At 72.3% G+C, this 25,791-nt stretch carries 27 protein-coding genes; 23 read left to right on the plus strand and 4 right to left on the minus strand.

The window, feature by feature from the left end:
- Positions 1 to 7: 7 nt before the first annotated feature.
- Positions 8 to 1,273 (minus strand): alanine racemase, encoded by a 1,266-nt coding sequence (locus ACIP5O_RS14130; protein ID WP_401292726.1) that lies wholly within the window; start codon positions 1,271 to 1,273, stop codon positions 8 to 10.
- Between the two features lie 279 nt (positions 1,274 to 1,552).
- Between ACIP5O_RS14130 and ACIP5O_RS14135 the strand changes: the two genes are divergently transcribed.
- From ACIP5O_RS14135 to ACIP5O_RS14145, 3 genes are read left to right on the plus strand one after another with little or no spacing between them, the layout of a single operon-like run.
- Positions 1,553 to 2,599 carry a sugar kinase gene (locus tag ACIP5O_RS14135; protein ID WP_401292729.1) on the plus strand — a complete coding sequence of 349 codons (1,047 nt, stop codon included), beginning with the start codon at positions 1,553 to 1,555 and terminating at the stop codon, positions 2,597 to 2,599.
- On the plus strand, positions 2,596 to 3,357 hold the full coding sequence (locus ACIP5O_RS14140; RefSeq protein ID WP_365545893.1) for an IclR family transcriptional regulator: 762 nt from the start codon (positions 2,596 to 2,598) through the stop codon (positions 3,355 to 3,357). The genes ACIP5O_RS14135 and ACIP5O_RS14140 overlap by 4 nt, the downstream gene beginning before the upstream one ends.
- Entirely contained in the window at positions 3,354 to 3,800 is a 447-nt protein-coding gene (locus ACIP5O_RS14145; RefSeq protein ID WP_401292602.1) for a RidA family protein, read from the plus strand. The genes ACIP5O_RS14140 and ACIP5O_RS14145 overlap by 4 nt, the downstream gene beginning before the upstream one ends.
- Positions 3,801 to 3,853: 53 nt before the next feature.
- Here the strand turns inward: ACIP5O_RS14145 and ACIP5O_RS14150 are convergent, their stop codons facing one another.
- Positions 3,854 to 5,242, minus strand: coding sequence for a M14 family metallopeptidase (locus ACIP5O_RS14150; RefSeq protein WP_401292605.1), 1,389 nt, complete (start codon positions 5,240 to 5,242; stop codon positions 3,854 to 3,856).
- 132 nt (positions 5,243 to 5,374) lie between these two features.
- On the opposite strand from ACIP5O_RS14150, the gene ACIP5O_RS14155 reads away from it, so the two are divergent.
- The gene (locus tag ACIP5O_RS14155; protein ID WP_401292607.1) at positions 5,375 to 6,688 is read left to right on the plus strand and encodes a serine/threonine-protein kinase; all 1,314 of its coding nucleotides are present in this window, start codon (positions 5,375 to 5,377) and stop codon (positions 6,686 to 6,688) included.
- Positions 6,689 to 6,775: 87 nt separating this feature from the next.
- Here ACIP5O_RS14155 and ACIP5O_RS14160 read toward each other — a convergent pair whose 3' ends face one another.
- Positions 6,776 to 8,488 carry a chitinase gene (locus ACIP5O_RS14160; RefSeq protein ID WP_401292609.1) on the minus strand — a complete coding sequence of 571 codons (1,713 nt, stop codon included), beginning with the start codon at positions 8,486 to 8,488 and terminating at the stop codon, positions 6,776 to 6,778.
- Positions 8,489 to 8,796: 308 nt separating this feature from the next.
- Here ACIP5O_RS14160 and ACIP5O_RS14165 point away from each other — a divergent pair, with 308 nt between their 5' ends.
- From ACIP5O_RS14165 to ACIP5O_RS14245, 17 genes are all read left to right on the plus strand, one after another.
- Positions 8,797 to 9,255: a hypothetical protein gene (locus tag ACIP5O_RS14165; protein ID WP_401292611.1), complete on the plus strand. Its 459-nt coding sequence runs from the start codon at positions 8,797 to 8,799 to the stop codon at positions 9,253 to 9,255.
- A complete protein-coding gene (locus ACIP5O_RS14170; RefSeq protein ID WP_401292613.1) occupies positions 9,252 to 10,772 on the plus strand; it encodes a hypothetical protein in 1,521 nt (506 codons plus the stop codon). The genes ACIP5O_RS14165 and ACIP5O_RS14170 overlap by 4 nt, the downstream gene beginning before the upstream one ends.
- Positions 10,769 to 11,446: a hypothetical protein gene (locus ACIP5O_RS14175; RefSeq protein ID WP_401292614.1), complete on the plus strand. Its 678-nt coding sequence runs from the start codon at positions 10,769 to 10,771 to the stop codon at positions 11,444 to 11,446. The genes ACIP5O_RS14170 and ACIP5O_RS14175 overlap by 4 nt, the downstream gene beginning before the upstream one ends.
- A gap of 259 nt (positions 11,447 to 11,705) precedes the next feature.
- Positions 11,706 to 12,563 (plus strand): hypothetical protein, encoded by an 858-nt coding sequence (locus ACIP5O_RS14180; RefSeq protein WP_401292616.1) that lies wholly within the window; start codon positions 11,706 to 11,708, stop codon positions 12,561 to 12,563.
- A gap of 79 nt (positions 12,564 to 12,642) precedes the next feature.
- Entirely contained in the window at positions 12,643 to 13,347 is a 705-nt protein-coding gene (gene cpaB / locus ACIP5O_RS14185; protein ID WP_401292618.1) for a Flp pilus assembly protein CpaB, read from the plus strand.
- Positions 13,348 to 13,354: 7 nt separating this feature from the next.
- Positions 13,355 to 14,614, plus strand: a complete 1,260-nt coding sequence (locus ACIP5O_RS14190) for a CpaE family protein (RefSeq protein ID WP_401292620.1) — start codon at positions 13,355 to 13,357, stop codon at positions 14,612 to 14,614.
- A gap of 103 nt (positions 14,615 to 14,717) precedes the next feature.
- On the plus strand, positions 14,718 to 15,113 hold the full coding sequence (locus ACIP5O_RS14195) for a TadE family protein (protein WP_401292623.1): 396 nt from the start codon (positions 14,718 to 14,720) through the stop codon (positions 15,111 to 15,113).
- Complete coding sequence (locus tag ACIP5O_RS14200) at positions 15,110 to 15,490, plus strand: TadE/TadG family type IV pilus assembly protein (RefSeq protein ID WP_401292626.1); 381 nt, start codon at positions 15,110 to 15,112, stop codon at positions 15,488 to 15,490. The genes ACIP5O_RS14195 and ACIP5O_RS14200 overlap by 4 nt, the downstream gene beginning before the upstream one ends.
- Positions 15,491 to 15,580: 90 nt before the next feature.
- Entirely contained in the window at positions 15,581 to 16,918 is a 1,338-nt protein-coding gene (locus ACIP5O_RS14205) for a CpaF family protein (RefSeq protein WP_365545928.1), read from the plus strand.
- A 108-nt stretch (positions 16,919 to 17,026) separates the two neighbouring features.
- On the plus strand, positions 17,027 to 17,965 hold the full coding sequence (locus tag ACIP5O_RS14210; RefSeq protein WP_401292628.1) for a type II secretion system F family protein: 939 nt from the start codon (positions 17,027 to 17,029) through the stop codon (positions 17,963 to 17,965).
- 17 nt (positions 17,966 to 17,982) lie between these two features.
- A complete protein-coding gene (locus tag ACIP5O_RS14215) occupies positions 17,983 to 18,870 on the plus strand; it encodes a DUF5936 domain-containing protein (protein ID WP_401292633.1) in 888 nt (295 codons plus the stop codon).
- A gap of 59 nt (positions 18,871 to 18,929) precedes the next feature.
- Positions 18,930 to 20,357 (plus strand): sensor histidine kinase, encoded by a 1,428-nt coding sequence (locus ACIP5O_RS14220; protein WP_401292636.1) that lies wholly within the window; start codon positions 18,930 to 18,932, stop codon positions 20,355 to 20,357.
- 17 nt (positions 20,358 to 20,374) lie between these two features.
- Positions 20,375 to 21,337 (plus strand): response regulator, encoded by a 963-nt coding sequence (locus ACIP5O_RS14225; RefSeq protein ID WP_401292639.1) that lies wholly within the window; start codon positions 20,375 to 20,377, stop codon positions 21,335 to 21,337.
- Between the two features lie 146 nt (positions 21,338 to 21,483).
- On the plus strand, positions 21,484 to 21,714 hold the full coding sequence (locus ACIP5O_RS14230) for a hypothetical protein (protein WP_401292642.1): 231 nt from the start codon (positions 21,484 to 21,486) through the stop codon (positions 21,712 to 21,714).
- Entirely contained in the window at positions 21,711 to 22,361 is a 651-nt protein-coding gene (locus ACIP5O_RS14235) for a pilus assembly protein TadG-related protein (protein WP_401292645.1), read from the plus strand. Before ACIP5O_RS14230 ends, ACIP5O_RS14235 begins: the two co-directional genes overlap by 4 nt.
- A 30-nt stretch (positions 22,362 to 22,391) precedes the next feature.
- Positions 22,392 to 22,991, plus strand: coding sequence for a hypothetical protein (locus ACIP5O_RS14240; RefSeq protein WP_401292647.1), 600 nt, complete (start codon positions 22,392 to 22,394; stop codon positions 22,989 to 22,991).
- Positions 22,991 to 23,626 carry an OmpA family protein gene (locus ACIP5O_RS14245; RefSeq protein WP_401292650.1) on the plus strand — a complete coding sequence of 212 codons (636 nt, stop codon included), beginning with the start codon at positions 22,991 to 22,993 and terminating at the stop codon, positions 23,624 to 23,626. The genes ACIP5O_RS14240 and ACIP5O_RS14245 overlap by 1 nt, the downstream gene beginning before the upstream one ends.
- A 53-nt stretch (positions 23,627 to 23,679) precedes the next feature.
- Here ACIP5O_RS14245 and ACIP5O_RS14250 read toward each other — a convergent pair whose 3' ends face one another.
- Positions 23,680 to 24,033, minus strand: coding sequence for a DUF192 domain-containing protein (locus ACIP5O_RS14250; protein ID WP_401292652.1), 354 nt, complete (start codon positions 24,031 to 24,033; stop codon positions 23,680 to 23,682).
- A gap of 111 nt (positions 24,034 to 24,144) precedes the next feature.
- Here ACIP5O_RS14250 and ACIP5O_RS14255 point away from each other — a divergent pair, with 111 nt between their 5' ends.
- Positions 24,145 to 25,026, plus strand: coding sequence for a prepilin peptidase (locus tag ACIP5O_RS14255; RefSeq protein WP_401292655.1), 882 nt, complete (start codon positions 24,145 to 24,147; stop codon positions 25,024 to 25,026).
- A gap of 222 nt (positions 25,027 to 25,248) precedes the next feature.
- On the plus strand, positions 25,249 to 25,623 hold the full coding sequence (locus ACIP5O_RS14260) for a hypothetical protein (RefSeq protein ID WP_401292657.1): 375 nt from the start codon (positions 25,249 to 25,251) through the stop codon (positions 25,621 to 25,623).
- Positions 25,624 to 25,791: the final 168 nt, after the last annotated feature.

Raw genomic sequence — 25,791 nt, forward strand, 5'->3', positions numbered from 1 at the left:
CCGGTGCCTAGAAGAACGTGCGGATGTGGTCGACCACCGTGCCGTCGGCCTCGACGAGCGGGATGAGCTGCCACTTGTCGAACGACGTGCACGGGTGGGAGAGGCCCATCCCCACCCAGTCCCCGACCTCCAGGTCCGCCCCCGGCTCCGTGCGGAGCCAGGCGTGCTGGTCGGAGAGGCCCGTCACGCGGATGCCCCCGGCGGCCCGGACCTCACCCGTGCGGGCGTCGCGGACCACCTGCGCCTCCGGGAGGTCCAGGTCGTGGGCGGCGTCCCGCTTGCCCGCGTTGGTGAAGGCCTGCTCGCCGGTGGGCCGGGAGACGACCTGCGACCAGAGGCGGAACGCGGGCTGGAGCGCGCCCTCCTCGGGAACCCGGTTGAAGGGGGTGAGGTCCCGGTAACGGCCGTCGTCGTGCGAGACGTACGCGCCGGAGCGCAGCAGCTTCAGGACCGGGAGGGAGAGCGCGGGGATCTCCGCGAAGACCCCGGCGACCGCGTCGAACCAGGCGCTGCCGCCCGCGCTCACCACGATCTCGCCGATGCCGGCGTCGAAGCGGCCCTCCGCGTCGAAGGCGGCGGCGAGGCCGGTGAGCCGCAGCAGCCAGTCCCGGACCCGCTCCGGGTCCGCCTCCGGCACCTCGCCCTCGTACCCGGCGACGCCGACGAGCCGCAGGGTGGCGGTGGCGGCGACCGCGTCCGCGACGGCGGCGCACTCCGCCTCCGTACGGACGCCGGTGCGGGCCCCCTCGCCCGCGCCCAGCTCGACGACGACGTCCACCGGGCGCCCGGCCCCGGCGGCGCGCAGGGCCTCGTCCATCAGCTCGACGCCGCGCACGGAGTCGACGTAGCAGACGAGGCGGAAGTCCGGGTCGGCGTCGAGCTCGGCGGCGAGCCAGCGCAGGGCGACGGGGTCGACCAGCTCGTTGGCGAGGAAGATCCGGGCGATGCCGTGGGCGCGGTAGACGCGGGCCTGGTGGGGCACGGCCGCGGTGATGCCCCAGGCGCCGTGCGCGAGCTGCCGTTCGAAGAGCCGGGGGGCCATGGAGGTCTTGCCGTGCGGGGCGAAGGCGAGGCCGTGGCGCTCGGCATACGTCTCCAGGAGGCGCAGGTTGTGCTCGACGGACTCGGCGGAGAGGGCGAGGACGGGGGTGGTGTAGCCGCCGGTGAAGAGGTTGCGGCGCTGGGCGGAGAGCTCGCCGACGGTCAGGCCCTCGGCGTCCGGGGGGAGGGCCTTGAAGCGGTGGTCGACGCGTTCGGCGGAGAGGTCGGGGATCTCGCGCTTCCGCGGCGCGTTCTCCCGCGCGGGCGTCTCGTTCACCGGCTCGGGCACGGGGCCTCCTCCTCATAGGTGTTGCAGATTGCGCAACGCTCATTGCGCACCTTGCTCACGGCTGTCTAACATCCGGGCCAAGGCCGGGTCAATGGACCCGTGGGAGTCGCAGGGAGCACGAGAGTGAGCGGACACGCGATCCCGGACGTCGTCCGCGCCGTGGACCCCGTGGACCCCGTGGACCCCGTGGATCCCGTGGACGTCGTCTGCCTCGGCGAGTCCATGGTCACCTTCCTGCCCTCCCGGCCGGGCCGCCTCGCGGACGTCCCCTCCTTCACGCGGGCGATCGGCGGCGCCGAGACCAACGTCGCCTGCGCCCTCGCCGCCGCCGGGCACCGCGCCAAGTGGGTCGGCCGCGTCGGCCGCGACGGCTTCGGCGACCACCTGGTCGAGGTCGTCGGCGGCCACGGCGTCGACGTCACGGCCGTCGGCCGCGACCCGCACCGGCCGACCGGGATCTACTTCCGCACGGACGAGGACCGGGCCGCCGACGCGCACGAGGTCGTCTACTACCGGGCCGGTTCCGCCGCCTCGGCCATGTCGCCCGCCACCGTCCCGTACGAGAGCGTCGCCGGCGCCCGGATCCTGCACCTCACCGGCATCACCGCCGCCCTCTCCGGGGACTGCCTGGCCCTGCTGCGGGAGCTCACCGCCCCGCGCCCCGGCCGGCCGCTGGTCTCCTTCGACGTCAACCACCGGCCGGCCCTGTGGCGCGACGGCGACGCCCCCGGCGTGCTGCTCGGCCTGGCCCGCCGCGCCGACGTCGTCTTCGTCGGCGCGGACGAGGCGGAGCGGCTGTGGGGGCTGGGGGACGCGCGGGCGGTCTTCGAGGCCCTGCCCGAACCGGGAACGGTCGTGGTCAAGCTGGGCGGTACGGGAGCCGTGGCCGTCGAGCGCGGCGGCGCGGACCGCGAGGGAACCGCGACCTCCGTCCCCGCCCCCCGCGTCGACGTCGTCTCGCCGATCGGCGCCGGGGACGCCTTCGCCGCCGGTTTCCTCTCCGCGACCCTCCGCGGCCTCGGCCTCCGCGGCCGGCTCCGCCACGGGCACCTGACGGCCGCCGCCGCCCTCACCGTCCCCGGCGACCTGGCCGTCCCGCCCCGCCGCGACCTGGCCGACCGCCTGGCCGCGCTCGACGACGCGGCCTGGGGGACACTTCACCTCGGCCCCGGCTGGACGGAGGCCGACGAGAAGGACCCCGGGCGGACGGGCGACGGCCCGGAGGGCCCCGGCCGCGCGGGGGACGACCAGGAGGTACGCACGCCATGAGCCAGACCGTCGACCGGGCGCTCAGCATCCTGCCGCTGCTCGCGCGGGGCCCCGCCGACCTCGGACAGGTCGCCGAGAGCCTCGGCGTCCACAAGTCCACGGCCCTGCGGCTGCTGCGCACGCTCCACGAGCACGGGCTCGTCCACCGCCAGCAGGACCAGCGCTACCGCCTGGGCGCCCGGCTCTTCGCGCTCGCGCAGGAGGCCGTCGAGAACCTCGACGTCCGGGAGATCGCCCACCCCTACCTCACCGCGCTCAACGAGCGGACCGGGCACACGGTCCACCTCGCGGTGTACGAGGAGGGCGAGGTGCTCTACATCGACAAGGTCGAGAGCCGCTACCCGGTCCGCATGTACTCGCGCATCGGCAGGCCCGTCGCGATCACCGTCGCCGCCGTCGCCAAGCTGCTCCTGGCCGACCTGCCCGAGGCCGAGCGGCGCGCGGTCGCCGCGAAGCTCGACTACCCCCCGTACACGCCCCGTTCGACGCCGAACGCCGCCGCCTTCCTCAAGGAGCTGGCGACCGTGCGCGAGCAGGGGTGGGCCACCGACCTCGGCGGCCACGAGGAGTCCATCAACTGCGTCGGCGCGCCCGTCCGCGGCGCCGACGGGCGGGTCGTCGCCGCCATGTCGGTCTCGGCGCCCAACGTGGTCGTCACGGCCGAGGAACTCCTCGCCCTCCTCCCGCAGGTGCGCCGCACCGCGGACGCCATCAGCCGGGAGTACTCCGGCACCGCACCGACCAAGGACACCGCATGAGCGACCAGCCGACCGCGCAGACGTTCCCGCAGCCCGTCGAGAAGACCGCCCTGACCCCGGCGACCCACACCGCCCCGCCCGCGAAGTTCTCGCACGGCGTGAGGAAGGGCAACATCCTCCAGGTCGCAGGCCAGGTCGGCTTCCTGCCGGCCGTCGAGGGACAGGCGCCGACCGTCGCGGGCCCGACCCTGCGCGAGCAGACCCTCCAGACCTTCGCCAACGTCAAGGCGATCCTGGAGGAGGGCGGCGCGACCTGGGACGACGTCATGATGATGCGCGTCTACCTGACGGACGTGGACCACTTCGCCGAGATGAACGAGATCTACGACCGGTACTTCGAGGAGCAGAACCTCAAGGCCCCCGCCTCCGCCCGCACCACCGTCTACGTCGGCCTCCCGGCCGGCCTCCTCGTCGAGATCGACGCGCTGGCGGTGCTCGGCTGACGAAGCGCCCCGGCCGGTGGTTCCGGCCGGGGCGCTCCGTCACGGGTGGCGGGTCAGGCCGCGCAGTACTGCCCCTGCTTGCCGATCGAGCGGTACATGCAGTCCGCGTTCTCCAGGAGCTGGAGCACCGCGTCCCGGTTGCGGGCCGTTTCGCGTTCGATGACCTCGTCGGGCGGGTAGAAGCCGCCGCCGGAGGACGAGGACGGGTACATCTCGAAGGTGTACGCGAAGACCTTCTGGGTGCCCCACAGGTAGTCGTCGATCGAGCCGTCCGTGACGTACAGGTCGCTGGACTGCTCGGGGGTGTAGCCGTTGCTCGCGGCCATCTTCCTGCCCACGGCCGCGAAGGCGTCCCGGTCGTCCTTGGTCATGCCGGTGGTGGTGTCGGCGGTGGTCCAGCCGAAGGGCCAGAGGACCAGTTCGCTGTACGTGTGGAAGTCGATGGCCGCCTTGACCTGCTGCTTCCCGCCGACCACCCGGGAGCGGACGAAGTCGGCGACGACCTTCACCTCGGGGGCCGACTCGGGGGCCGCGCCCCGGTAGGTCTCGGAGCTCTTGGTGCCGGAGGAGCCGCCGCAGCAGCCCCACTTGTAGTTCCAGTTCCGGTTCAGGTCCGTGCCGACGTACGAGGAGCCGGAGTTGGGCTGCCGGTTCTTGCGCCAGCTGCGGTAGGAGCCGGACGCGATGTCGTACTCGCCGCCGTCGGGGTTGAGGTCCGGGACGATCCAGATCTCGCGCCCGTTCACGGCGTTGGTGACCCTGCTGTCCGTGCCGTAGCCCGCGCCGAGTTCGCGCAGCAGGTAGAGCGCCATCTCGACGGTGAGGTGCTCGCGGGCGTGCTGGTGGTGGGTGAAGAGGACCTCGGGCTCGTTCTCGTCGACGGCCACGTTGTCGCTGACCTTGATCGCGACGATGTCCCGGCCCTCGTGCGACTTCCCGATCACCCGCTTGCTCATGATCGAGGGGTACTGGGCGAGCCGCTGGTCGATCTCCGCGTTCGCCTCGGCGTAGTTGTGGTAGCGGGAGTCCGCCGACGGGAAGTCCAGCGGGCCGAGCGCCGACCGGGCGGCCTCGCCCCGGTCCGGCGGGGCCGGCAGGGCCACCGGCTTATATCCCAGGGCCCTGAGGCGCCCGAGCTGTTCGGCGTTCGCGCTGACCACGACCGCGCGGGCGTCGACCTCGTCGATCGAGACCCCGGTGGCGGCGAGCGCGGTGCGGGCGGCCGGGGTGGAGGGTCCGGCGACCTCGTACTGCCGGATCACCTCCCCGGCCGTGGAAGAGCGGGCGGCGGTCGGCGCCGGGTCGGCCCCGGCGGGTGTCGCGAGCGCGGAGAGGGGCGCCGCGAGGGCGAGCGCCACGAGGGCCGCGAGGGTGGCGGACCTCTTGGCGGACCTCCTGGCAGGCCTCCTGGCGGGCCTCCCGGCGCGGAGGGAACGTCGCATGGTGTCTCCTGGGTGGGGAGTGTGGGGGGTGCGACAACGACGAAAACGACGAAGCGGAACGGAGGGTGCGGGGGCGTACAGGTCGTGCGGGGTGTTCCGGTCATGGTGAGGGCATGTCATGGACCGGTCAAGATGCGGACTTCGGCCATACTGTCCCGCGTGGGGACCCTCATCGGCAGATACGTCATCGAGCACAAGCTGGGCGAAGGCGGCATGGGCACCGTCTACCTTGCCCGATCGCGCGGCGGACGCGCCGTCGCCGTCAAAGTGGCGCGGCCGGAACTCGCCTCTGATCCCTCGTTCCGCGCACGCTTCCGCGCCGAGGTCGCCGCGGCCCGGCGGGTCGGCGGCTTCCACACCGCGCAGGTCGTCGACGCCGACCCCGACGCCGAGGCGCCCTGGCTCGCCACCGCCTACGTGCCCGGCCCCACCCTCGCCGGACTCGTCACCGCCGAGGGCCCCATGGACGAGACGCGGCTGCGCGCCCTCGGCGCCGCGCTCGCGGAGGCCCTGGAGGCCATCCACGCCTGCGGGCTCGTCCACCGCGACCTCAAGCCCGGCAACATCGTCATGGCGCCCGACGGGCCGCGCGTCCTCGACTTCGGGATCGCCCGCGCCCTGGAGTCGACCCGGCTCACCGCCACCGGCTCCGCCTTCGGCACCCCCGGCTACCTCGCCCCCGAACAGGCCCTCGGTGAGGAGGTGACGGGCGCCGCCGACGTCTTCGCCCTCGGCGCCGTCCTCGTCGCCGCCGCCGGTGGCCGCCCCTTCGGGGACGGCACGCCGATGGGCCTCATGTACCGCTCGGTCCACGAGGCCCCGGACCTGACCTCCGTCCCGGCGGCGCTGCGCGGCCTGGTGGCCCGCTGCCTCGCCAAGGACCCGGCCGAACGGCCCACGCCGGACGAGATCCTGGACGCGCTGGGGGAGGGGGTGCCGGGGGCGGGCGAGCGGCCGCCCGCCACGGTGGTCGTGCCCGCGCCCGCCCACCCCTTCGGCCCCGCGGCACCCCCCGTACCGCCGTCCGTGCCGCCCTCCGCCCTCCCGACCGCGCCCGCCCCCGGGCCCCCGGGGTACGCGCAGGGGTACGCGACGCCGCCGGGTCCCGGCTTCGGCCCCCCGGGCGCCTTCGCCGTACCGCCGCCGCCCGCCGTGCCGCCCGGGTTCGCAAGGGAGTTCGTGGCCACCGACCGGGTGTCCGGGATCGTCGTCGACGGCTCCGGCGTGCACCTCCAGCTCTACGGCGAGGAGGTGGACTTCGACTGGGAGGAGATCTCGGGCGTGGACCTCCTGCGGACCCGCCGGGGCCGGGGCCTGAACGTCGTGGTCTCGCTCCACGAGGGCGGCGCGTACACCTGCGAGCTCGACGGCCGCCGCGCCGCCCGGGTCGACGAGTGGATGGCCCGGCTCGACCCGGTCCTGGCCGGATTCCTGCCCCGCCGCTGAGCGCGCGGCCCGGCCCCGTCCCGGGAACGACGCAGCGCCGCCGGGGGAGCGGCGGCGCTGCGGAGCCCGTACGGGAAGGGGGACCGGTTACGGGAGGCCGTGCACGTGCGGGCCGACCGCGTTCGACCAGGCGTTGCCGGCCGTCGCGTCCCAGTTGGTGGACCAGGTCATGGCGCCGCGCAGGGACGGCCAGGCCTGGGCCGGCTTGAAGGTGCCGCAACCGGTGAGCTTGGTCAGGCAGTCGAGGGCGTTCTTCACGATCTGCGGGTCGACGTAGCCGCTGCCCGCGCCCCGGGTGGAGGCGGGGACGCCCAGACCGACCTGGGACGGGTCGAGACCGCCCTGGATCTGGATGCAGGCGAGCGCGGTGAGGAAGTCCACCGACCCCTGGCTGTAGACCTTGCCGTCGCAGCCCAGCATCGAACCGCTGTTGTAGTACTGCATGTTGACGACCGTCAGGATGTCCTTCACGGCCAGCGCGGTCTTGAAGTACTCCGTGCCCGTGCTCTGCATGTCGATGGTCTGCGGGGCCATCGTCAGGACCAGGCTCGAACCCGCCTTCGCGGAGAGCTGGCGCAGCGCCTTGGTGAGGTACGTGGAGTTGATGCCGTGTTCGAGGTCGATGTCGACGCCGTTGAAGCCGTACTCCTGCATCAGGGCGTACGCGCTGTTCGCGAAGGCGGTCGCGCTCGCGTCGCTGTTGATCGTGACGTTGCCCTTCTCGCCGCCGATCGAGATGATCACGGACTTGCCGGCCGCCTTCTTGGCCGCGACGTCGGCCTTGAAGTCGGCGGCCGAGGCGTAGCCGACGGCCGGGTCGAGGTTGAAGGTGATCTGGCCGGGCGTGGTGGTCGAGTCGGCGAAGGAGACGGCGATGATGTCGTACGCCGCCTGCACGTCCCGCAGCTTCTGCTTGGCCGCGCCGTTGTCGAAGTTCTGCCAGTAGCCGGTCACGGCGTGCTTGGGCACGGACGGGCCGGGGCCGGTCTGGTTCTTGGCGGTGCGCGCCGACACGGCGGCGGACTTGGCGGACTCGCCCGCCGCGTTCGTCGCGGAGACCTGGAACTGGTAGGCCGTGTCGGCGGTGAGCCCGGTGACCGTGGCGGAGGTGCCGCTCACGGTCTGCGGGCCGGCGCCGTCCCGGTACACCTTGTAGCCCGTCGCGCCGGAGACCGCGCCCCAGCTCAGACTCACGGAGGAGGAGGTGACGGTGCCCGCCGCGAGACCGGCCGGGGTGGACGGGACGACCGGGTCGGGGTCCGGGACGCCGCCCCCGTCGGGCCCGTACACGCTCACGTCGTCGACGAGGTAGGGGGAGGTGCCGTACCAGCCGTGGGTGTAGATCTCGACCGAGGTGGTGGAGGCGCCCGTGGTGAAGGTGGTGGTGAGCTGCTTCCAGGACGGGGAGTCCGGCGTCCAGGTGGAGACCGAGCCGGTGCCGGTCCCGGTGTTGTTCGCGCCGAGGTAGGCGTAGCCGCCCTGGACCCAGGCGCTCAGCGTGTACGTCGAGTTGGGCTTCACGGTCACGGTCTGCACGCACTTGGCGTTGTCGAGGCCGGCCGGGCTCGCCTTGAGGGCGCCGGTCCCGGTGCGGACCGGCGAGGAGACGGCGGCGCCGCTCCCGGCGGAACAGGCCCAGTTGGCGAGGCCGTTCTCGAAGCCCGCGTTCTTGGCGACGTTGACGTCCGCCGCCTGCGCGGTGCCGGCTCCGCCGACGAGGACGATCCCGGAGCCGACGGCGAGCGCGAGGGCTCCACCGAGCCATCTGCGTCCGCTCGGGCGGGTGGTGGTGCGGTCCACGTGCATCCTCCGTGGGGGAGTTGGGGATGTGGAGGTGCCGTACGTCGTCGTACGGAGGGGGTTCGTACGGGGGTACGAGGCGGTACGAGGCGGTACGGGTTCGGACGGTGGCCACCGCTGAAGCTACAAGTTGGTCCAGACCAATTCACTTGTCAAGACCTCTGGCACGGAAGGGAGTCGGGGAGGGGGCCCCGGACCCGCGACCGGAGTTTGGGTCCGGCCGTGGGTCCACGGGCCCACGATCCCCGGCCGTGCGCCCCCTAAGGTGCCCTGACGAACACCGGGCGGGCGGCGGGGAGGCGGCGGCGATGCGCGGAACGGACGGGCCCCCGTGGGCCGGCGGGGCAGGGCGGGACACGGCGCGTGAGGACGGGGGGACCGCCGTCCTCGTCCGCGCCTGGGCCGCAGGCCTGATCGTCCTGCTCCTCGCCGAGTACCTCCAGGTCACCTACGTCTACGGGACGTTCGCCGACGCCGAACGGCTGGGGAGCTTCGGCGGCCGGCTGCTCCTGGTCCACCTGCCGAACGCGCTCTGCGTCGCCCTGGCGGTCGGGGTGTCCGGCCGGCTCCACCGGGAGCCGTTCCGCTCCTCGCCCGCCCGCCACGCCGCCGCGCTCTTCGCCGTCCCGCTGTTCGCCCAGGTCGTCAGCCTCGCGCTCCAGTGGGAACGCGCCTCGGTCGAGGGCCTGTCGATGTCGTGCGCCGTCGTCGTGGTCGGCGCCTTCTGCGGCCACGCCGCGGACCGGCTCCAGGAGGGGGACCGATGAGGGACGGCCGGCGGGGGAGAACGGACCGCGGCGCGGGCGCGCTCGAATACGTGGGAGCCGTGGTCCTCGTCGTGGCCCTCCTGCTCGCCCTCGCCGCGACGGGCGTGGCGGGCACCCTCGGCGAGCGGTTCGCCTGCTCGATCGCCTCGCTCTGGGGCGGCGGCTGCGCCCCCGGCAGGGGCCCGGGGGGCACGGCCGCGCGCGACGCCGACTACGAGCCGCCGCTGTGCACGATATCCACCGTCACGGACAAGGCGGGCGCCAAGGTCGAGGTCGGCTGGTTCGAGTGGGGCAACGAGTACGGCTTTCAGGACCAGGTGCACCAGGCCAACTACGACGTCGACGGCGACGGTGAGGTCGACGGCGGCGACCAGCTCGTCCACACCACCTTCACGGACTCGGCCTCGATCGGCGCCACTGGCGGCTTCGGCGGGAAGATCGGCAAGCTGGGCAAGGGATCGGTGGACCTCGGCGGCGGCATCAAGGTCAACAACGGCGACACCTGGGTCTTCGAGAGCCGGGCAGAGGCCGACGCCTTCCGCGGGGACCTGGAGAAGCTCAGGATGTACGAGATCCGGCGCACCTCCCCGGGCGGCGCCGAGGCGAGCATGGGCGACGGCATCCTCGCGATCTTCGGCAAGGGGCCGCTGGTGGAGGAGGACAGGCTCCGCGAACGGATCGAGGGCCGGCTCAAGGACCGCCACATCAGCTACGGCTCCGTCGGCGTCCACGGCAGCGTGGAGGGCGGGCTCTCGGTGAACCCGGGCGACGACCGGACCATCGCCGCCGGGATCGAGGGAAGCGCCAGGATCAACGCCGACGTCATCCTCACCAAGGACGACTACCGCGGCACCAAGTCGTACACCTACTCCGTCAAGGCCGACGGCCAGTGGGGCAGCAGGCTCGGCGCCGGCGGCTTCGACACCGGCGACCACGCGCAGGCCGCCCGCTCCGCCACCGTCACCGTCACCCGCGACCAGAAGACCGGCGAACTCCTCCGGATCGACTTCACCCAGACCACGGAGTCCGACGACGTCGGCACCTCCGACGGCGCGGGCGGCCACAACGGCAAGGAGGGCGAGGACAACAGGGGCGGCCGCGTCGGCGCCGTCGACAACTCCGGGAAGAGCAGGACCGAGGTCTTCACCAACACGGTGGCCTTCCCCAAGGGCCCGGACGGCGACGCCGACCGCGCCGTGGCGCAGCGGTGGCTGGACGGCAACGGCGACGGCGGCGCGGTCTTCTCGTACCTCCTGAACAACCACGCGCCCACCACCCGGCCGGGCGCCGACGACCCCTTCGGGCAGCTCCTCTTCGACCGGGGCAGGTCCAGCAGGACCGGGTACGACGTCATGGCCGACGCCCACGAGTACGGGTTCGAACTGAACCTGGGCCTCTCCCTCGGCGCCTCCGTCGAACTGTCGAACAAGGCCCAGACGCTCCGGAACGCCCGGTTCCTCGGGGCGCCCCGGGACGGGAAGCGGGAATACGTCCCCTACAGCTACTGCGCCCGATGACGCACAGTACGTCCGTGCGCGCGGACGCGTACGGGGAGACGACCGGCGGCGGGAGCACCGCCCGGGACGAGCGAGGGGAGTCGGGGATGAACGGGAAGCCGGGGCGCGGCCTTCGCGCGGCGGTGGCGGCGGGAGCCGCCGGACTGCTGCTCACCGCCTGCGGGAGCGGCGGGACGGCGGGCACCACCCCCGAGGGCTGGGGCACCCTGAGGACCGAGCGGCTCACCGTCGCCCACCCGGCGGCCTTCGAGGAGGTCGCCCCCGACCGGGGCAACACCCACGAGGTGGCCCGGGCGACCCTCACCGAGGGCGGCGTCCTGGTCGGGGCCATGAGCGTCGAGTTCGACCACGGCAGCCTGAACACCGTGGAGATGGCGGCCGTCGGGGCGGAGGCCCGGATCCAGCTGGGCGCCACCCCGGCGAAGACCACGGAGATCCGGGTGGCCGGGCCCGGCGGGCGCGAGGAGGCCCGGAAGATCACCTACACCTTCACCTCCCGGGGCAGGGCCGGCACACCGCCCGCGGGCACCCGGCTGGAGGGCGTGATGGTGACCGGCGTGGACGCGCGGTCGCGCCCGTACCTGATCACGGTGAACTCCGAGGAGGGCACGCTCTCCGACCGGGACGTCACGGCGATCGTCGAAAGCGTCACGCTCACGGTGACGGAGAAGTAGGCCCCGGCGCGGGACACGACCGGTCCCCTTCGGCGATCCCCCGACACCCCGTCTCCCGCCCCTCGTCCTTTCCGAATTCAACGATTCCAGGGGTTTGAACACGGGGTGCGCCCGTGAAGGGAATCCGTGGGCCGTCGTGTGTCACGGAAGGGTGTTCTCTGCCGTGTAGGGCACGGATAAGCTGCCGATGTGGTCAGATGACGGGGGAAGGGCCTGCGGCCGCCGGGGAAACCGGGACCGGAGCGAAACGGGGATCTTGGTGTCGACAGCAATCGCGGTCACGAGCACCGACTTGGTGCTCCCACTGCTCGACCAGCACACGCCCACCGCGGCCGTACTGCGGGCACCCGAGGCGCAGTCCCTGGAAGCCGCCCTCCTCGACATGCGCGTGACGCTCGATCAGCACGGTTACGTCGTCGTCCTCTATCCCGCGACCCTTTCCCGGGCCTTCGAACGGCGGCTCCACGCCGTCCGCGCCCTCCTGGAGAGCGACCGGGTCGCCTTCCTCCGGTCGGACCTCCCCCCGCTCGGCCTGGCCGTGCTCGTCCGCCAGCTGCGCCAGCTCTCCGTCTGCGACTTCAGCGCGGGGGTCCTCGCGTCGGCGGCGCGGCTGCTCTCGTACTACATCCACTGCGGCGCGCTGCTCGGCTCGGTCGCGAAGCTCGACCGGGTCCCGGTGAGCCTCACGTCGCACGCCAGGTCCTGGATCCCGGGCTCGCAGTTCGGCGTCGTGGCCGGCCCGGAGCCGCAGCTGGTCAAGGTGGGCGGCGGCACGCTCGCCGGGCCCGAGTACGACACCCGACTCCTGGTGGCACGCGGCCAGTTGCAGTCGGACTGGGTGACCGGCACGCTCGCCCCCGACTGGAAGGTGCAGGGGGTCGAGGAGACCGACCTGCCCGCCGATTCCCCGCGCTGGTGGGGCACCGGCAAGCTGATCGAGTTCGCCGCCCACATCCCGGACCTCTCCGTGCTGTACCAGCTGGTCGCGAGCGTGCGCCGCGAGTGGTGCCACTGGTGCGGCATGGAGCTCATCGGCGACCGCTGCGGCTTCTGCGCGGCGCCCCTCTCCACGGGCGAGAGCCGGGCCCTGCCCCCCGGCGTCACGACCGAGGGGTGACCGCCCGTGCCGCCCGCCGCCGACTCCGCGTCCCGTCCCGTCCGTTCGCCCCACGTCCCCCAATGAGGTTGTCCGGCCCATGAATTCCCGTCAGCGCCGTGGCGTCATACTCCTGCTCCTCTCCGTTCTGTGCGCCTTCGGCGCCTTCGTCGGGGTGCTCTCCGTGATCGGCGACGTGAATTCGAAAGTCGGTCCCGAGGTCTCGGCGTATCAGATGAAGGTCGACGTCGCCCCCTACACCAGCCTCAAGGAGAGTCAGTTCGAGAAGATTTCCCTTCCCAAACGCTGGCTTTCGGCCAATGCGATCACGGATCTTTCCGAGATCGACGGAAAAATCGCTGTCACCCAGCTCCGCAAGGGTTCTCTCCTGCAGAGCGACATGATCGTCAAGCGGCCCGCCCTCCAACCCGGCGAGCAGGAGATCGCGATCATGATCGACGCCGCCACGGGCGTGGCCGGAAAGATCACCCCGGGTTCCAAGGTGAACATCTTCGCCACCTTCTCCGGCGAGAACGACAAGACCGCTCCGACGTCGAAGATCATCGTGTCGAACGCCAAAGTCCTCGACGTCGGCAAGCTCACCTCCCTGGAGCCGACCCGGGGCGAGGGCTCCCGCTCCAACGAGGCCGTACCGATCACCTTCGGCCTGAACACCCTGGACGCCCAGCGCGTCGCCTACGCGGAGTCCTTCGCCGAGCACGTCCGCCTCGCCCTCATCGCCCCGGGCAGCGACACCTCCCTCCGTCCCGGTGAACGCACCTACGAAATCGGCAAGGACAAGTGAGATCCGGATGACGACCAGGATCCTTCCGGCCGTCGGTGACACCGACGCCGCCCGGTCCATCACCACTCTGCTCAGCCAGCTCCCGGAAGCGGAGCCCGCGACGCCGGTCGGTGACTCCACACAGCTCGTCGACACCCTCGCCCAGCTCGCCGGCGAGTCCCTCGACGAACTGCCCGAGGTCGTGCTCGTGCACGAACGGATCGGTCCGGTGCCCGCCCTGGAACTGATCCGCGAGGTCGCCCTCCGCTTCCCCGCGGTCGGCGTCGTCCTCGTCACCGCCGACGCGAGCCCCGTCCTGTTCGCCGCGGCCATGGACTCCGGCGCCCGCGGCCTGGTCGCCCTCCCGCTCAGCTACGAGGAACTGGCCGGCCGCGTGCAGGCCGCCGCCGTCTGGGCCACCGGCGTGCGCCGGCACCTCGGCAACGGCGGCGAGGTCGTGCGCGGGGCCGGCGGCAGGGTCGTCACGGTCAGCGGCGCGAAGGGCGGCGTCGGCACCACGCTGATCGCCGTCCACCTCGCCCTGGCGGCCCGCGCCTCCGGCATGAGCACCGTCCTCGCCGACCTGGACCTCCAGGCCGGCGACGTGGCCTCGTACGTCGACGTCCAGCACCGCCGCTCCGTGGTCGACCTGACGGGCATCCAGGACGTCACGCCCCGCGTGCTCCAGGACGTCGTCTACTCCGGCGACCAGAGCAAGGTCGGCGGGCTCTCCCTGCTGCTCGCGCCCGCGGAGGGGGAGCGGGCCGAGGAGGTCGACGACCGCGCCGTACGCCAGACGGTCAGCGCGCTCCGGCACAAGTACGAGGTCGTCGTCATCGACTGCGGCACCGCGATGAACGGCGCGAACGCCGCCGCGATCGAGATGGCGGACACCGGCGTCCTCGTGGCCACGCCCGACGTGATCACCGTACGGGCCGCCAAGCGCATGGTCCGGCTCTGGGAACGGCTCCAGATCCGCAAGGCGGAGGAGACGGTCACGGTGGTCAACCGCTACGCCCGGAACACCGAGATCCAGCCACCGCTCGTCGAGCGGATCACCGGGACCCGGGTCGCGCGGACCACCGTCCCGTCCCACTTCAAGGAGCTGCAGTCCGTCGTGGACGCGGGCCGGATACAGGATCTGGAGGCCAAGTCGGCGGTGAAGCAGGCGATATGGGCGCTGGCCGGCGAACTGGGCCTGGTGAAGCCCGCGGCGGGCGAGCGCGGGGGACGGGGACGCGGCGACCGGGACCGGGGGTCGTTCGGCCTGCGCAGGTCACGGACGTGACGACGGAGACGTGAACGGGCGGGGACGTGGGCGGGCACCCGAGCGGGCAGGGATGTCGGTGGACGGAGACGTGGGCAACGGAACCGAGGGGGAACGGCGAACCATGGAAGTGGCGGAGATACGGCGGCGGGACCGCGTCCACGACGACCGCGGCCAGCTCAGCGTCGAGTTCACGGGCACCTTCCCGCTGATCCTGCTGACACTGGTCGTCCTCTGGCAGTGCGCCCTCGTCGGCTACACCTTCATCCTGGCGGGGAACGCGGCGGACCGGGGGGTGCGCGCGTACGCGGCTTCCCGTGACGTGGCGGACTGCCAGTCCGTCGGTCAGGAAGATCTGCCCCAGGAGTGGCGAGGAGCCAAGATCTTCTGTTGGGCGGAGGGGGAGCTCGTGAAGGCCACGGTCTCCGTCGACGTGCCGATCCTGTTTCCCGGCGGCCCGAGCCTCCCGATCAGTGTTGACGGCCGCTCCGCGGCGGCGAAGGAGGGGACTGAGCCGTGAGCATCCGTGCGTACACCCGTCCACGGAAGGACGACCGGGGCCAGGCGGCCCTGGAGTTCCTCGGCTGGCTCCCCGTCCTCCTCCTCGTCGGCCTGCTCGTGGTCCAGCTCGGCCTCGGCGCCTTCGCCGCCCAGCAGGCCGGCACGGCCGCCCGCGCCGCGGCCCGCGTGGTGGCGGCCGACCCCGACGCCGGGATGAACGCCCGGCAGGCCGCCCAGGAGGCCGTGTCCGACTGGCTCGCCGACGGCACCGACGCGGACAAGAACGACTGGGGCGACGGGGTCACCGTCACCGTCACGGTCGAGGTCCCGTCGGTGATCCCCGGCATGAAGAACTTCGGCATCGCCGAGAAGAGCGCCACGATGCCCGCCGACTGACCCCCCACCCCGCACCACCGGTCCCGGAACCCGTGACGGACCGCCCGTACGCGGGCGGTGGAAGCCCAGAGAAGCCGAGGAGTCGACGACATGAGCTTGAGGGCACGCATCAACAGCCCCGAGCCGCACAGCGGCCACGACGAGGGAGACGTCCTCGTCGGCGTCTACCGCGCCAAGCTCCTGGAGGAGATCGACCTCGCGGAGATGTCCGCGCTGGCCGCCGCGGACCGCCGGATCCGTCTGGAGCGCGTCCTCGGCCACATCATCAGCCGCGAGGGCCCGGTCCTCTCCACGGTCGAACGCGCCCAGCTCATCCGCCGCGTCGTCGACGAGGCCCTCGGCCTCGGCATCCTGGAGCCCCTGCTCGAAGACGCCTCCGTCAGCGAGATCATGGTCAACGGCGCCGACCAGGTCTTCGTCGAGCGCGGCGGCCGGCTCGAACAGCTCCCCCTGCGCTTCTCGTCCAACGAGCAGCTCATGCAGACCATCGAGCGCATCGTCTCCACCGTCAACCGGCGCGTGGACGAGGCGAATCCGATGGTCGACGCCCGGCTCCCCTCCGGCGAGCGCGTCAACGTCATCATCCCGCCGCTCTCGCTGACCGGCCCCATCCTCACCATCCGCCGCTTCCCCCGCGCCTTCACCCTGGCGGAGATGATCGGCCTGGGCTCGCTCGACGAGCAGATGATGCTGCTGCTCGCCGGCCTGGTCCGGGCCAGGTTCAACGTCATCGTCTCCGGCGCCACCGGCACGGGGAAGACCACCCTGCTCAACGCCCTCTCCGGCCTCATCCCCGAGGGCGAGCGCATCGTCACGATCGAGGACTCCGCCGAACTCCGGCTCCAGCAGTCCCACGTCATCACCCTGGAGAGCCGGCCGGCGAACGTCGAGGGCAAGGGCCGCATCAGCATCCGCGACCTGGTCCGCAACTCCCTGCGCATGCGCCCCGACCGCATCATCGTCGGCGAGGTCCGCGGCGGCGAGACGCTCGACATGCTCCAGGCGATGTCGACCGGCCACGACGGCTCCCTCGCCACCGTCCACGCGAACAGCGCCGAGGACGCCCTGATGCGGCTCCAGACCCTGGCGTCCATGTCCGAGGTGGAGATCCCCTTCGTGGCGATCAAGGACCAGATCAACAGCGCCGTGGACGTCATCGTCCAGCTCACCCGGCACGCCGACGGCTCCCGGCGCGTCACCGAGATCGCCGTCGTCGACTCCCACGGCCGCGAGGACTACCGGATCGTCTCGGTCTGCCGCTTCAACGCCCAGCCCCTGGCCCCCGACGGCCGGGTGTACGGCTCCTTCGCCTACCACCCGCTGCCGCTCCGCATCGCCGAGCGCCTCTACATGAGGAGCGAACCCATCCCCGCCGCGTTCGGCGTCGCCCGGTCGGACGACCAGCTCGCCGTACGGAGGTCGCCGTGACCGGCCCACCGCCGCGTTCCTCTGTGACCGGCCCGCCGCCACCCTCCCCGTAAGCCGGCCCCCCGCCGCCGCCCCGTCCGCCGCCCACCCAGAAGGTTCCCGCCCGACATGGACAATCTCCCGCTCCTGACGATCGGGGTCACCCTGCTCGCCTGTGTGCTCACCGTCATCGGCGTGCACAGCTTCTCGTCGGGCAGGGCCCACCAGGAGGAGCTCTACCGGCGGATGTCCCAGACGGGGCCGGCGGAGGGCCGGGGACGGCACCGGCGGTTCACCGTCGTCGACCGGCGGCTGCGCAGGACCACGCTCGGCCGGAACATCGAGCGCAAGCTGGCCGCGACCGGCCTCGACCTCACCCCCGGCGAGTACGCCGTCTACGTGGCGGGCGCGCTCCTCGCCGTGTACTTCGTCACCACGACCGTCTTCGCCCCCTTCTTCGGCCTCCTCGCCGTCGTCATCGGCGTCTGGGGCGGCAACGCGTTCCTCAACGCGCAGATCCAGAAGCGGACCGAGGCGTTCATCAACCAGCTTCCCGAACTCACCCGGCTCCTCGCCAACGCCACCCAGGCCGGCCTGGCGCTGCGCACCGCCCTCGCGATGGCCTGCGAGGAGCTGGAGGACCCCGCGCGGGAGGAACTCCGCCGCGTCGCCGACCAGCTCGCCGTCGGCCACTCCCTGGAGGACGCGCTCAACGAGCTCGGCGAACGTCTGCCGTCGCGCGAGCTCACCGTGCTGCTCACCACCCTCATCCTGTCCAGCCGGGCGGGCGGCACGATCGTCACCTCCCTGCGCAACCTCACCGACACGCTGGAGGAGCGCAAGGAGACCCGGCGCGAGGTCAGGACGATCCTCTCGCAGGTCAGGATGACCGCGATCATGGTCCCCGTCCTCGGCGTGGGCTTCCTCCTCGTCATCAACGGCATGCGGGCGGGAGCCCTGGACGACATGACGGCCGCGACCGGCGGGAAGATCGCCGTCGTCGTCTCCGCCGGCCTCTACGGGCTCGGCTTCTTCCTCATCACCCGACTCACCAAGATCCGCACCTGAAGGGCGGGGACACCACCATGGATCTGCTGCTCTCCCTGCTCTTCGGCCTCGGGGTCTGGGGCGTCTTCCAGGGCGTACGGATGTACCGGGCCGACGCCAAGCTCCCCTCCGACCTCGTGGTGGCCCTGGAGTCCGGCGCCTCGCGCACCACCGCCACCGGCTCCGCCATCGACCGGATGGGCATGCGGCACGCGCCGCGCGTGCTGAGGATGATGGGCCCCAAGCGGGTCGACGCCATGCGGCGCAAGCTCGACCTCGCCGGGAACCCGAACGGCATGACCGTCGACCGCTACGCCGCCCGCAAGGCCGTCTACACGGTCTTCGGCGGGGCCGCCGCGTTCTCCATGCTGGCCAACGGCCAGGTCGTGCTCGCCGTCGTGTTCGCCGTCTACGGCTTCTTCTGGACGGACGCCCTCATCCGCTTCGCCATGCGGAAGCGGAAGGAGGACATCGAGCGCACGCTCCCCGACTTCCTCGACGTCCTCGCCGTCGTCGTCTCCGCCGGACTCGGCTTCCGCCAGGCGATGGAACGCGTCGCGGAGAAGTACCAGGGCCCCTGGGCGGACGAACTCAGGATCACCCTGCGCCAGATGGACATGGGCATGAGCCGCCGCCAGGCGTTCGACGAGCTGCGCAGGCGGAACGACTCCGAGCAGGTGTCGATGTTCGTCTCCGCCCTCCAGCAGGGGGAGGAGCTCGGCGCCCCCATCGTCGACACCCTCATCCAGATCGCGACCGACATGCGCCGCACCGACGCGCAGGCCGCCCGCCAGAAGGCGTCCAAGGCCGTGCCGAAGGCCACGCTCCTCGTCACGAGCTTCATGCTCCCCGCGACCATGATCCTCATCGGGGTGGGCTTCTACTACGCCTCCGAGGTCGACTTCGGCACCCTCTTCGGGGGCTGACGACGGTGCCGGGACGAGAGCGGGGACGAGAGCGAGGGGGAGGGGGCGGCGACGATCGCATGACGCTCCACCTGGGTGGCGTCGGCGCGGGCGTGGACGCGGGTGCGGGCGTGGACGCGGGCGCGGGCGCGGGGCAGTGGGGCGACGGCGGGGTCGTGCGGCAGCGGGGCGACGGCGGGGCCGGGCGCCGGCCCGCGGACCCCCCGCCCGGCATCCCGATCCAGATCAACGCGCTCCAGGCGCTGTGCCGGCAGCTCTTCGGCTTCAGGCTCGCCATGACCGCCCTGGCCACCCCCTTCGCCCTCGCCAAGGCCGCGGAGGGGCCCGGGAGCTGGATCATCGGCGCGGCCGTCCTCGTCACCGTCATGGTGTCCTACGCCCTGCTGCGGGACTGGGAGCGGTTCGGGCCCTTCCTGCTCCGGCACCCGTGGCTGCTCGCGCTCGACATGCTCTTCGGCGCACTGCTGCTCTTCGCGGCCTCGCCGAACTCCACGCTCGCGTACGTCACGATCTGCACGCCGCTCCTCGCCGGCCTCGTCTACAGCTGGCGGGGCGGGGCCGTGTTCGCCGGCTGCCAGGTCGCCCTCCTCGGGGCGGCCTACGCCGTGAGCACCGCCGAGGCCGACGCGTCGGCGCTGCTGCTCGTCGGCCTGTGCCTGATGGCCGGTGCCGTCGGCGCCAGCCTGCGCGGGTTGCTCCTCCGCTTCGGCGCCGCGTCCACCGCCCTGACCGAGACCCGGGCCCGCCTCGCCGTCCACGAGGCGGTGGAGGAGGAACGGGCCCGGCTCGCCCGCGAGATGCACGACTCCGTCGCCAAGACGCTGCACGGACTCGCGATGGCCGCCGACGGACTGGCCGGCTCGGCCGAGCGGGTGGACCCCGCCACGGTCAGGCACCAGGCCGGTCTGGTCGCCCGCTCGGCCCGCCGCGCGGCGGCCGAGTCACGGGAGCTGCTCTCGGACCTGCGCCGCGAGTCGGGCCTCGACGGCGGAGTGGACGTACTGTCCGAACTGGAGGCGCGGACCGCCGACTTCTCGCGCCGGTGCGGCGGGGTCGGCGTGACCTTCCGCCGTCTCGGCGCCGCCGCCGTCCCACCGGTGCCGCACGCCGTCGCCCGCCACGTGCTGACCATCGCGAGCGAGGCCATGGAGAACGCCCACCGGCACGCCCGCCCGACCCGGCTGGAGGTCTCGGCCGGCGTCGTCGGCGACGTCCTGAGGATCAGCGTGTACGACGACGGGGTCGGCCTGCCCGCCGGGACCACCCTCGACGACCTCGGGCGGGCCGGCCACTTCGGCCTGGTCGGCATGGTCGAGCGGGCCGCGTCCATCGGCGCCCGCATCCGGATCGGCCGGGGCCGTGCCGCGCGGGGCACGGAGGTACGACTCGAACTCCTCGCCTCCGCCCTGGGCCCCGCGGCGCCCGGGCCGCTCGCCCCGCAGAACGCGTCCGCACCTTCACCTTTCCCGACGTCCCCCGCCCCCTGAGAGAGGAGGCCGCGACCATGCCCGACGACACGACCGGCTCAGGCCCCATGCCCGCGCCGGAGGGGTTCCCCGCCCTGCCGGACCGGCCGCCCGCCGCCACGACACCGCTGCGGGTGGTCGTGGCCGACGACAACCCCGTCGTACGGGCCGGTCTGAGCGTCCTGCTCTCCGGACGGGACGACATCGAGGTCGTCGCGGAGAGCGCGGACGGCCGCCAGGCCTACGAGGCCACGGTCCGGCACCGGCCCGACGTCGTCCTCCTGGACGTCCGCATGCCCGGCGTGGACGGCATCTCGGCCCTGCCGCACCTGGTGCGGCTCGCCCCGGTGCTGATGATGACGTACAGCCGGGAGAGCGAGATCGTCCACGAGGCCCTGCGCCTGGGCGCGGGCGGCTACCTCGTCCACGGCGAGTTCACCGCCGACCAGCTGGTGGAGGCCGTCCGCGACATCAGACGGGGCCGGGCCCACTTCACGCACTCCGCCTCCGCCGCGCTCCTGGAGTCGCTGCGGGGAGGCGCGCCGGGGGCCCGGGCCCCCGGGCAGCCCCTGCCGGAGGGCTTGGGGAGGGCGTTCACGAGCCCCGACCAACCGTCTGCACCCGCATACGCGCAGGAGCAGCAGCAGAGGTCGAATGCTTCACCAATGCACACTGAACACCGGGGAGTTGCTCCTCCTCAGCCCGGACCGAAATCTCCCCAAAACCATTCGCTTCTGCAAGCGAATGTGGGACAGTCTTCCCTGGGCCCCCAGACCGACGGGACCGTACTGTCCGAGCTGAGCCGGCGGGAGGTGGAGGTGATGGACCTGATCGCGTCGGGCATGACCAACCAGCAGATCGCCGCCACCTGCTTCATCAGCCAGAAGACCGTCAAGAACCACATCAACCGCATCTTCGCCAAGCTCGACGCCGGAAGCCGGGGCGAGGCCATCGCCCGCTGGAACGGCATCGCCCGGAGAGGGGCGCCGCGCCATGACTGAGCACCCCGGAGACCCGCGGGCCCACCCGGTCGCTTGGGACCGTACTTGGGCCCTGGGGCCCATGCCCGGGGACGTCGCCCCGGCGTACGTTCCTCGTGTCGGAAGCGAGACCGGCCGCGGGCCGGCCGAACCGGGAGGGGAACATCATGAGCGACACCACTCTGAAGGCCGCCACCACCGCCAAGGTCTACGTCGGCTCCTGGGTGAACACCCGCGTCGACGCTCTGCAGAAGCGCCGGGACCGGGGACAGGGCGCGATGGAGTACGTCGGCATCACGATCCTCGTGGTCGCGATCCTCGCGGCACTGCTGGCGACGGACATGGGCACCACGATCGCCAACACGTTCAAGGAGAAGATCAACAGCGTCATCAAGTGACGCCTCGTCCTTACGACGAGTCAGGGCAGGCCGCACCGCTGTACATCGCAGCGGTGGTCGGCCTGCTCTTTCTCGCGTTGATGTTCTTCGCGTTCGGGCAGGCGGACGTCAGGCGCAACGAGACGCAGACAGCGGCCGACGCCGCGGCGCTGGCCGCCGCCAAGGAGTCCCGGGACGGCCTGGAGGACACCCTCCGCCTGCACATCCTCGATCCGGAATGGCTCAAGGACCTCATCGACGGAGACGTGTGGAATCCCGAGGCCGGGTGCGCCGAAGCCTCGCGCTTCGCCGCGGAGAACGATGCCCAGCGCATCGGTTGTGCCCCTCTCGCGGACGGGCGCTGGGGCGTCACGGTGAAGGTCAAGTCGGAGAAATCGGTGGGCAAAAGCATCGTCGAGGGGACCGAGGGGAAGTACGCGGAGGCTACGGCGACGGCCGTGGTCGAGACCCGGTGCAGCTTCGAGCCCAACGAGGCCACCGAGGCGCCACCCACGGACGGCGAGGACGAGGACCCCGATGAGGAAGAAGAGAAGCCCTCTCCGGGCCAGTTCTTCTGTGACGGCGAGAAGTGGGTCATCGACCCGACAAGACTGGATCTTCTTCCGGACATGGCGGACCTGTTCGACGTCCACCTGGCCAAGGACTGACCGCGAACGAACGCAAAGGAATCACCACTCATGAGCATTCGGCATGTGAGGACGACGCGCCGAGCCGGCGCAGCCGCCCTGTTGGCGGCGGCCCTGACCTTCTCGCTCGCGGCCTGCGGCGACGAGGACGGGAAGGGACAAGGGCAGGGGAACACCTCTTCCTCGGCCCCGACTCCCGGGAAGGAGGAGCCGACAAAGAGCGACGACGGCAAAACCTACCCGGACACCAGCACGGTCCTCGCCACCTTCAAGGGTGAGAAGGGCCTTGAGATGGTGGTCCATGAAGCGAAGCGCGACTCCGGCGGCTTCCTCACGGTCACCGGCGAGTTCAAGAACACGGGTGGTGACGGCTACACCACGCCTGTTCAGTGGAACGGTTTGGAGCAGGATGTCGCGCTGACGGGCAGCTCCCTCGCGGCGATGACTCTGACGGACTCCAAGGATAAGAAGCGCTACTACGTGCTGCGCGACACGGATAACCGCCCGCTGACCACCACGAAGTACACCTCTCTGATCAAGGCCGGCGAAACACTGCCTTTCTTCGCCCAGTTCCCGTCCCCCCCGAACACCACCACCGAAGTAGGCCTCACCTTCCCCGGCTTCACCACCGGCACGATTGAGATCTCCTGATGACCGTGACCCTGACCCGCGGCCGGCGGTCCGCCGCGCGTGCGGCCGGTGTCGCCCTCACCGGAACGCTCGCGTTCGGCCTCTTCACACCGCCCGCGGCGGCGGACGACAACCCGTACCCGTCGGCCTCCAGCGTGCCCAGCGTGGAGATCGACGCGAGCGACCCCGATCTCAAGATCCCCGACGGGGCCGAGCTCGCCCCGCCCAAGGTGCTCGACATCAAGTCCATCGTCGAGGACCTGGAGGGCACCGAGCGCCGCGAGGACACGAACACGGACATCAAGTTCGCGCTCCAGGCGGAGGTCCTCTTCGGCAAGGACAGCGCGAAGCTGTCCGCCGTCGCCAACGCGCGCATCGCCGCCATCGCGGCCGAGATCAAGAAGCAGGACGCCAAGAGGGTCCGTGTCTTCGGTTTCACCGACGACCTCGGCTCCTCGGCCCACGGCGACGTGCTCTCCAAGCAGCGCGCCCAGGCCGTGCACACCGTCCTCGAACAGCAGCTCGCCGCCGCGGGGATCACGTACGAGATCCGTGGCTACGGCGAGCAGTACCCGATCGCCAGCAACAGCACGGAGGAGGGCCGCAAGAAGAACCGTCGTGTGGAGGTCTCCTTCCTGCGCGCCCAGGGTTCATAGCCTTACGGTCGGGGCCGCGCCGGAACGATCCCGGTGCGGCCCCGCCGGCCGGTTCACACGGAGAGCGTGAGCCGGACGCCGGGCACCAGTCCCCAGCGCGCCATCGCCCCGGCCTCCGCCTCCAGCACGTGCCGGGCCCGCAGGCTGATCCGGCCCATGCGGCCCGGCCTCATCGTCTTCACGGCGACGACGTTCAACGTCCGGTCCAGGTAGGCGACATCGATCGCGAAGCGCATCCGGAAGGTGTGCACGCTGTTGCACGGGGTGATCAGCAGCGCCCCTTCGACGCCGTCCCTCCCGAGCAGCCCGCGCCGCCGGGCCCCGTACGAGGCCGCCACCTCCAGGGGGATCGTCCCGTCCCGGCCCGGGACGCCCAAAGTGCCTCTGCCGTCACGCCATTTCCCCATGGCCCGAGACCGTAGCGCCCCCGCCCCGGGCCCCGCTCTGGGCCCCCGGCCCGGAACAGTGGGCCCCTGGGCCCATGCCCGGCGTCCGCGCCCCGCCCTAGGGTCGACCGCGTGGACGCCACGCTGATCGCCCTCGCCGCCCTGTGGGGCGCCGCCACCGGCCTGCTCGTGCCGCGCGCCGCGTACCGGCTCTCCGTGGAGCCCGAGGAGGCGTGGCGGGACGCCTGCCCGCAGGGCCACACCCTGCTGGGCCCCGCCCGCGGCTGGCTCGGCGGGACGCGGTGCCGGACGTGCGCGCTGACCGTCCCGGCCACGACCGCTCCGGCACCCGGACCGCGTGACGTGATCACGGCCGACGCCGAAGCCGACGCCGACGCCGAAGCCGACGCCGACGCCGAAGCCGACGCCGACGCCGACACCACGGCCGAGGGAGATCCCTCCCCGGAGCCCGGCGTTCCGTTGCGCGCCGCGCCCGCCGTCCCGCTCGTCCTCGCCGCGGCCTGCGCCGCGCTCGCCGCGTCGGCCGGGTTCCGGCCGGAGCTGGGGGTGTGGCTGCTCTGCGCGCCCTTCGCCGTGCTCCTCGCGACGGTCGACCTGCGCGTCCACCGGCTCCCCGACCGGCTCACGCTGCCGCTCGCCGTGCTGGTTCCCCTGCTGCTCGGGGCGGCCGCGCTGCTGCCCGGCGCGGCGGGCTCGTTCGGGCACGCGCTGCTCGGCGGACTCGTGCTCGGGGCCGCGTACTTCCTGCTCTTCGTGATCAACCCGAACGGCATGGGCTTCGGCGACGTCAAGCTCGCGCTCCCGCTGGGCGCCCTCCTCGGCTGGTACGGCTGGACCGTCCTCTTCGCGGGCGCCTTCGCCGGATTCCTGCTGGGTGGGGCGTACGGACTCGGTCTCGTCCTGCTCCGCAAGGCGGACCGCAAGTCCGCGATCCCGTTCGGACCGTTCATGATCGGCGGCGCCCTGCTCGGCCTGCTGCTGGGGGCGCCCTGAGGGCCGGGTCCGTGGCGGTGGCCATCGCGTCGACGGCGCACTCACGGCCGGTGCAGGTCTGCCTTCCGACGCGGCGCCCGCCCCCCCCGACCCGTACACCCTTCCGATCGGCCACGAAAGAGGGACAGTCCACCCCTCTCCGGGAAAAACCCGGCGAAAGGTGTTTCCAGGAAAGCGTAAAGGTGGCGGGACGCGGTCGTCGGGCAGGAGCATTCTGGACAGATGACGACGACGCCGAGCGTGACGCCGGGTGTGCAGTTGGTCAGTGACCTCGTCGCCCGGATCCCGGAGTTCCGTGAGGCCTACGAGACCCATGTGCTCCACCAGGGCGGGGTGCTGCCGCACGTGTTCTTCTGGGAGGTCGTCCAGGACACCGTCCGTTCCTTCCTCGGCGAGGACCCGGCCGCGCCCGACTGGCGCCGCACGCTCGCCTTCCTGGAGGAGGAGAGCCGTCGCGGGGTCCTCGGCGTCGACGAGGTCATCGTCACCTCCTTCCTCGGCGACCTGCCCTCCCCGCAGGAACCCGGACACGCCCTCGTCCACCGGCTCGGCCCCGTCATGGCCGGGAAGTTCGCCCGCATGAGGCCGCTCGGCTGATTCCTGGACCCGGCCTCCCCGCCGGCCTTCCCGCGCCTCCCCGCTGGCCTCCCCGCGCCTCCCCGCCGGCCTCCCCACGCCTCCCCGTGTTATTTAACTCGCCTTCCTCCCAAGGCACTTGGGTATCGTTCCATGGACACGCCGAGGCCGACCCGCTCCGGCGTGGAC

This window comes from Streptomyces sp. NPDC088915 (assembly GCF_044749825.1).
In the GTDB taxonomy this organism is placed as follows: domain Bacteria; phylum Actinomycetota; class Actinomycetes; order Streptomycetales; family Streptomycetaceae; genus Streptomyces.

What these genes read in the sequence shown, in the direction of transcription:
- ACIP5O_RS14135 (WP_401292729.1), top strand. Translation starts at nt 1,553, where the DNA reads ATGGTCACCTTCCTGCCCTCCCGGCCGGGCCGCCTCGCGGACGTCCCC.
- ACIP5O_RS14140 (WP_365545893.1), top strand. Translation starts at nt 2,596, where the DNA reads ATGAGCCAGACCGTCGACCGGGCGCTCAGCATCCTGCCGCTGCTCGCG.
- ACIP5O_RS14145 (WP_401292602.1), top strand. Translation starts at nt 3,354, where the DNA reads ATGAGCGACCAGCCGACCGCGCAGACGTTCCCGCAGCCCGTCGAGAAG.
- ACIP5O_RS14150 (WP_401292605.1), bottom strand. Translation starts at nt 5,242, where the DNA reads ATGCGACGTTCCCTCCGCGCCGGGAGGCCCGCCAGGAGGCCTGCCAGG.
- ACIP5O_RS14155 (WP_401292607.1), top strand. Translation starts at nt 5,375, where the DNA reads ATGCGGACTTCGGCCATACTGTCCCGCGTGGGGACCCTCATCGGCAGA.
- ACIP5O_RS14165 (WP_401292611.1), top strand. Translation starts at nt 8,797, where the DNA reads ATGCGCGGAACGGACGGGCCCCCGTGGGCCGGCGGGGCAGGGCGGGAC.
- ACIP5O_RS14170 (WP_401292613.1), top strand. Translation starts at nt 9,252, where the DNA reads ATGAGGGACGGCCGGCGGGGGAGAACGGACCGCGGCGCGGGCGCGCTC.
- ACIP5O_RS14175 (WP_401292614.1), top strand. Translation starts at nt 10,769, where the DNA reads ATGACGCACAGTACGTCCGTGCGCGCGGACGCGTACGGGGAGACGACC.
- cpaB (WP_401292618.1), top strand. Translation starts at nt 12,643, where the DNA reads ATGAATTCCCGTCAGCGCCGTGGCGTCATACTCCTGCTCCTCTCCGTT.
- ACIP5O_RS14190 (WP_401292620.1), top strand. Translation starts at nt 13,355, where the DNA reads ATGACGACCAGGATCCTTCCGGCCGTCGGTGACACCGACGCCGCCCGG.
- ACIP5O_RS14195 (WP_401292623.1), top strand. Translation starts at nt 14,718, where the DNA reads ATGGAAGTGGCGGAGATACGGCGGCGGGACCGCGTCCACGACGACCGC.
- ACIP5O_RS14205 (WP_365545928.1), top strand. Translation starts at nt 15,581, where the DNA reads ATGAGCTTGAGGGCACGCATCAACAGCCCCGAGCCGCACAGCGGCCAC.
- ACIP5O_RS14210 (WP_401292628.1), top strand. Translation starts at nt 17,027, where the DNA reads ATGGACAATCTCCCGCTCCTGACGATCGGGGTCACCCTGCTCGCCTGT.
- ACIP5O_RS14215 (WP_401292633.1), top strand. Translation starts at nt 17,983, where the DNA reads ATGGATCTGCTGCTCTCCCTGCTCTTCGGCCTCGGGGTCTGGGGCGTC.
- ACIP5O_RS14220 (WP_401292636.1), top strand. Translation starts at nt 18,930, where the DNA reads ATGACGCTCCACCTGGGTGGCGTCGGCGCGGGCGTGGACGCGGGTGCG.
- ACIP5O_RS14225 (WP_401292639.1), top strand. Translation starts at nt 20,375, where the DNA reads ATGCCCGACGACACGACCGGCTCAGGCCCCATGCCCGCGCCGGAGGGG.
- ACIP5O_RS14230 (WP_401292642.1), top strand. Translation starts at nt 21,484, where the DNA reads ATGAGCGACACCACTCTGAAGGCCGCCACCACCGCCAAGGTCTACGTC.
- ACIP5O_RS14240 (WP_401292647.1), top strand. Translation starts at nt 22,392, where the DNA reads ATGAGCATTCGGCATGTGAGGACGACGCGCCGAGCCGGCGCAGCCGCC.
- ACIP5O_RS14245 (WP_401292650.1), top strand. Translation starts at nt 22,991, where the DNA reads ATGACCGTGACCCTGACCCGCGGCCGGCGGTCCGCCGCGCGTGCGGCC.
- ACIP5O_RS14250 (WP_401292652.1), bottom strand. Translation starts at nt 24,033, where the DNA reads ATGGGGAAATGGCGTGACGGCAGAGGCACTTTGGGCGTCCCGGGCCGG.
- ACIP5O_RS14260 (WP_401292657.1), top strand. Translation starts at nt 25,249, where the DNA reads ATGACGACGACGCCGAGCGTGACGCCGGGTGTGCAGTTGGTCAGTGAC.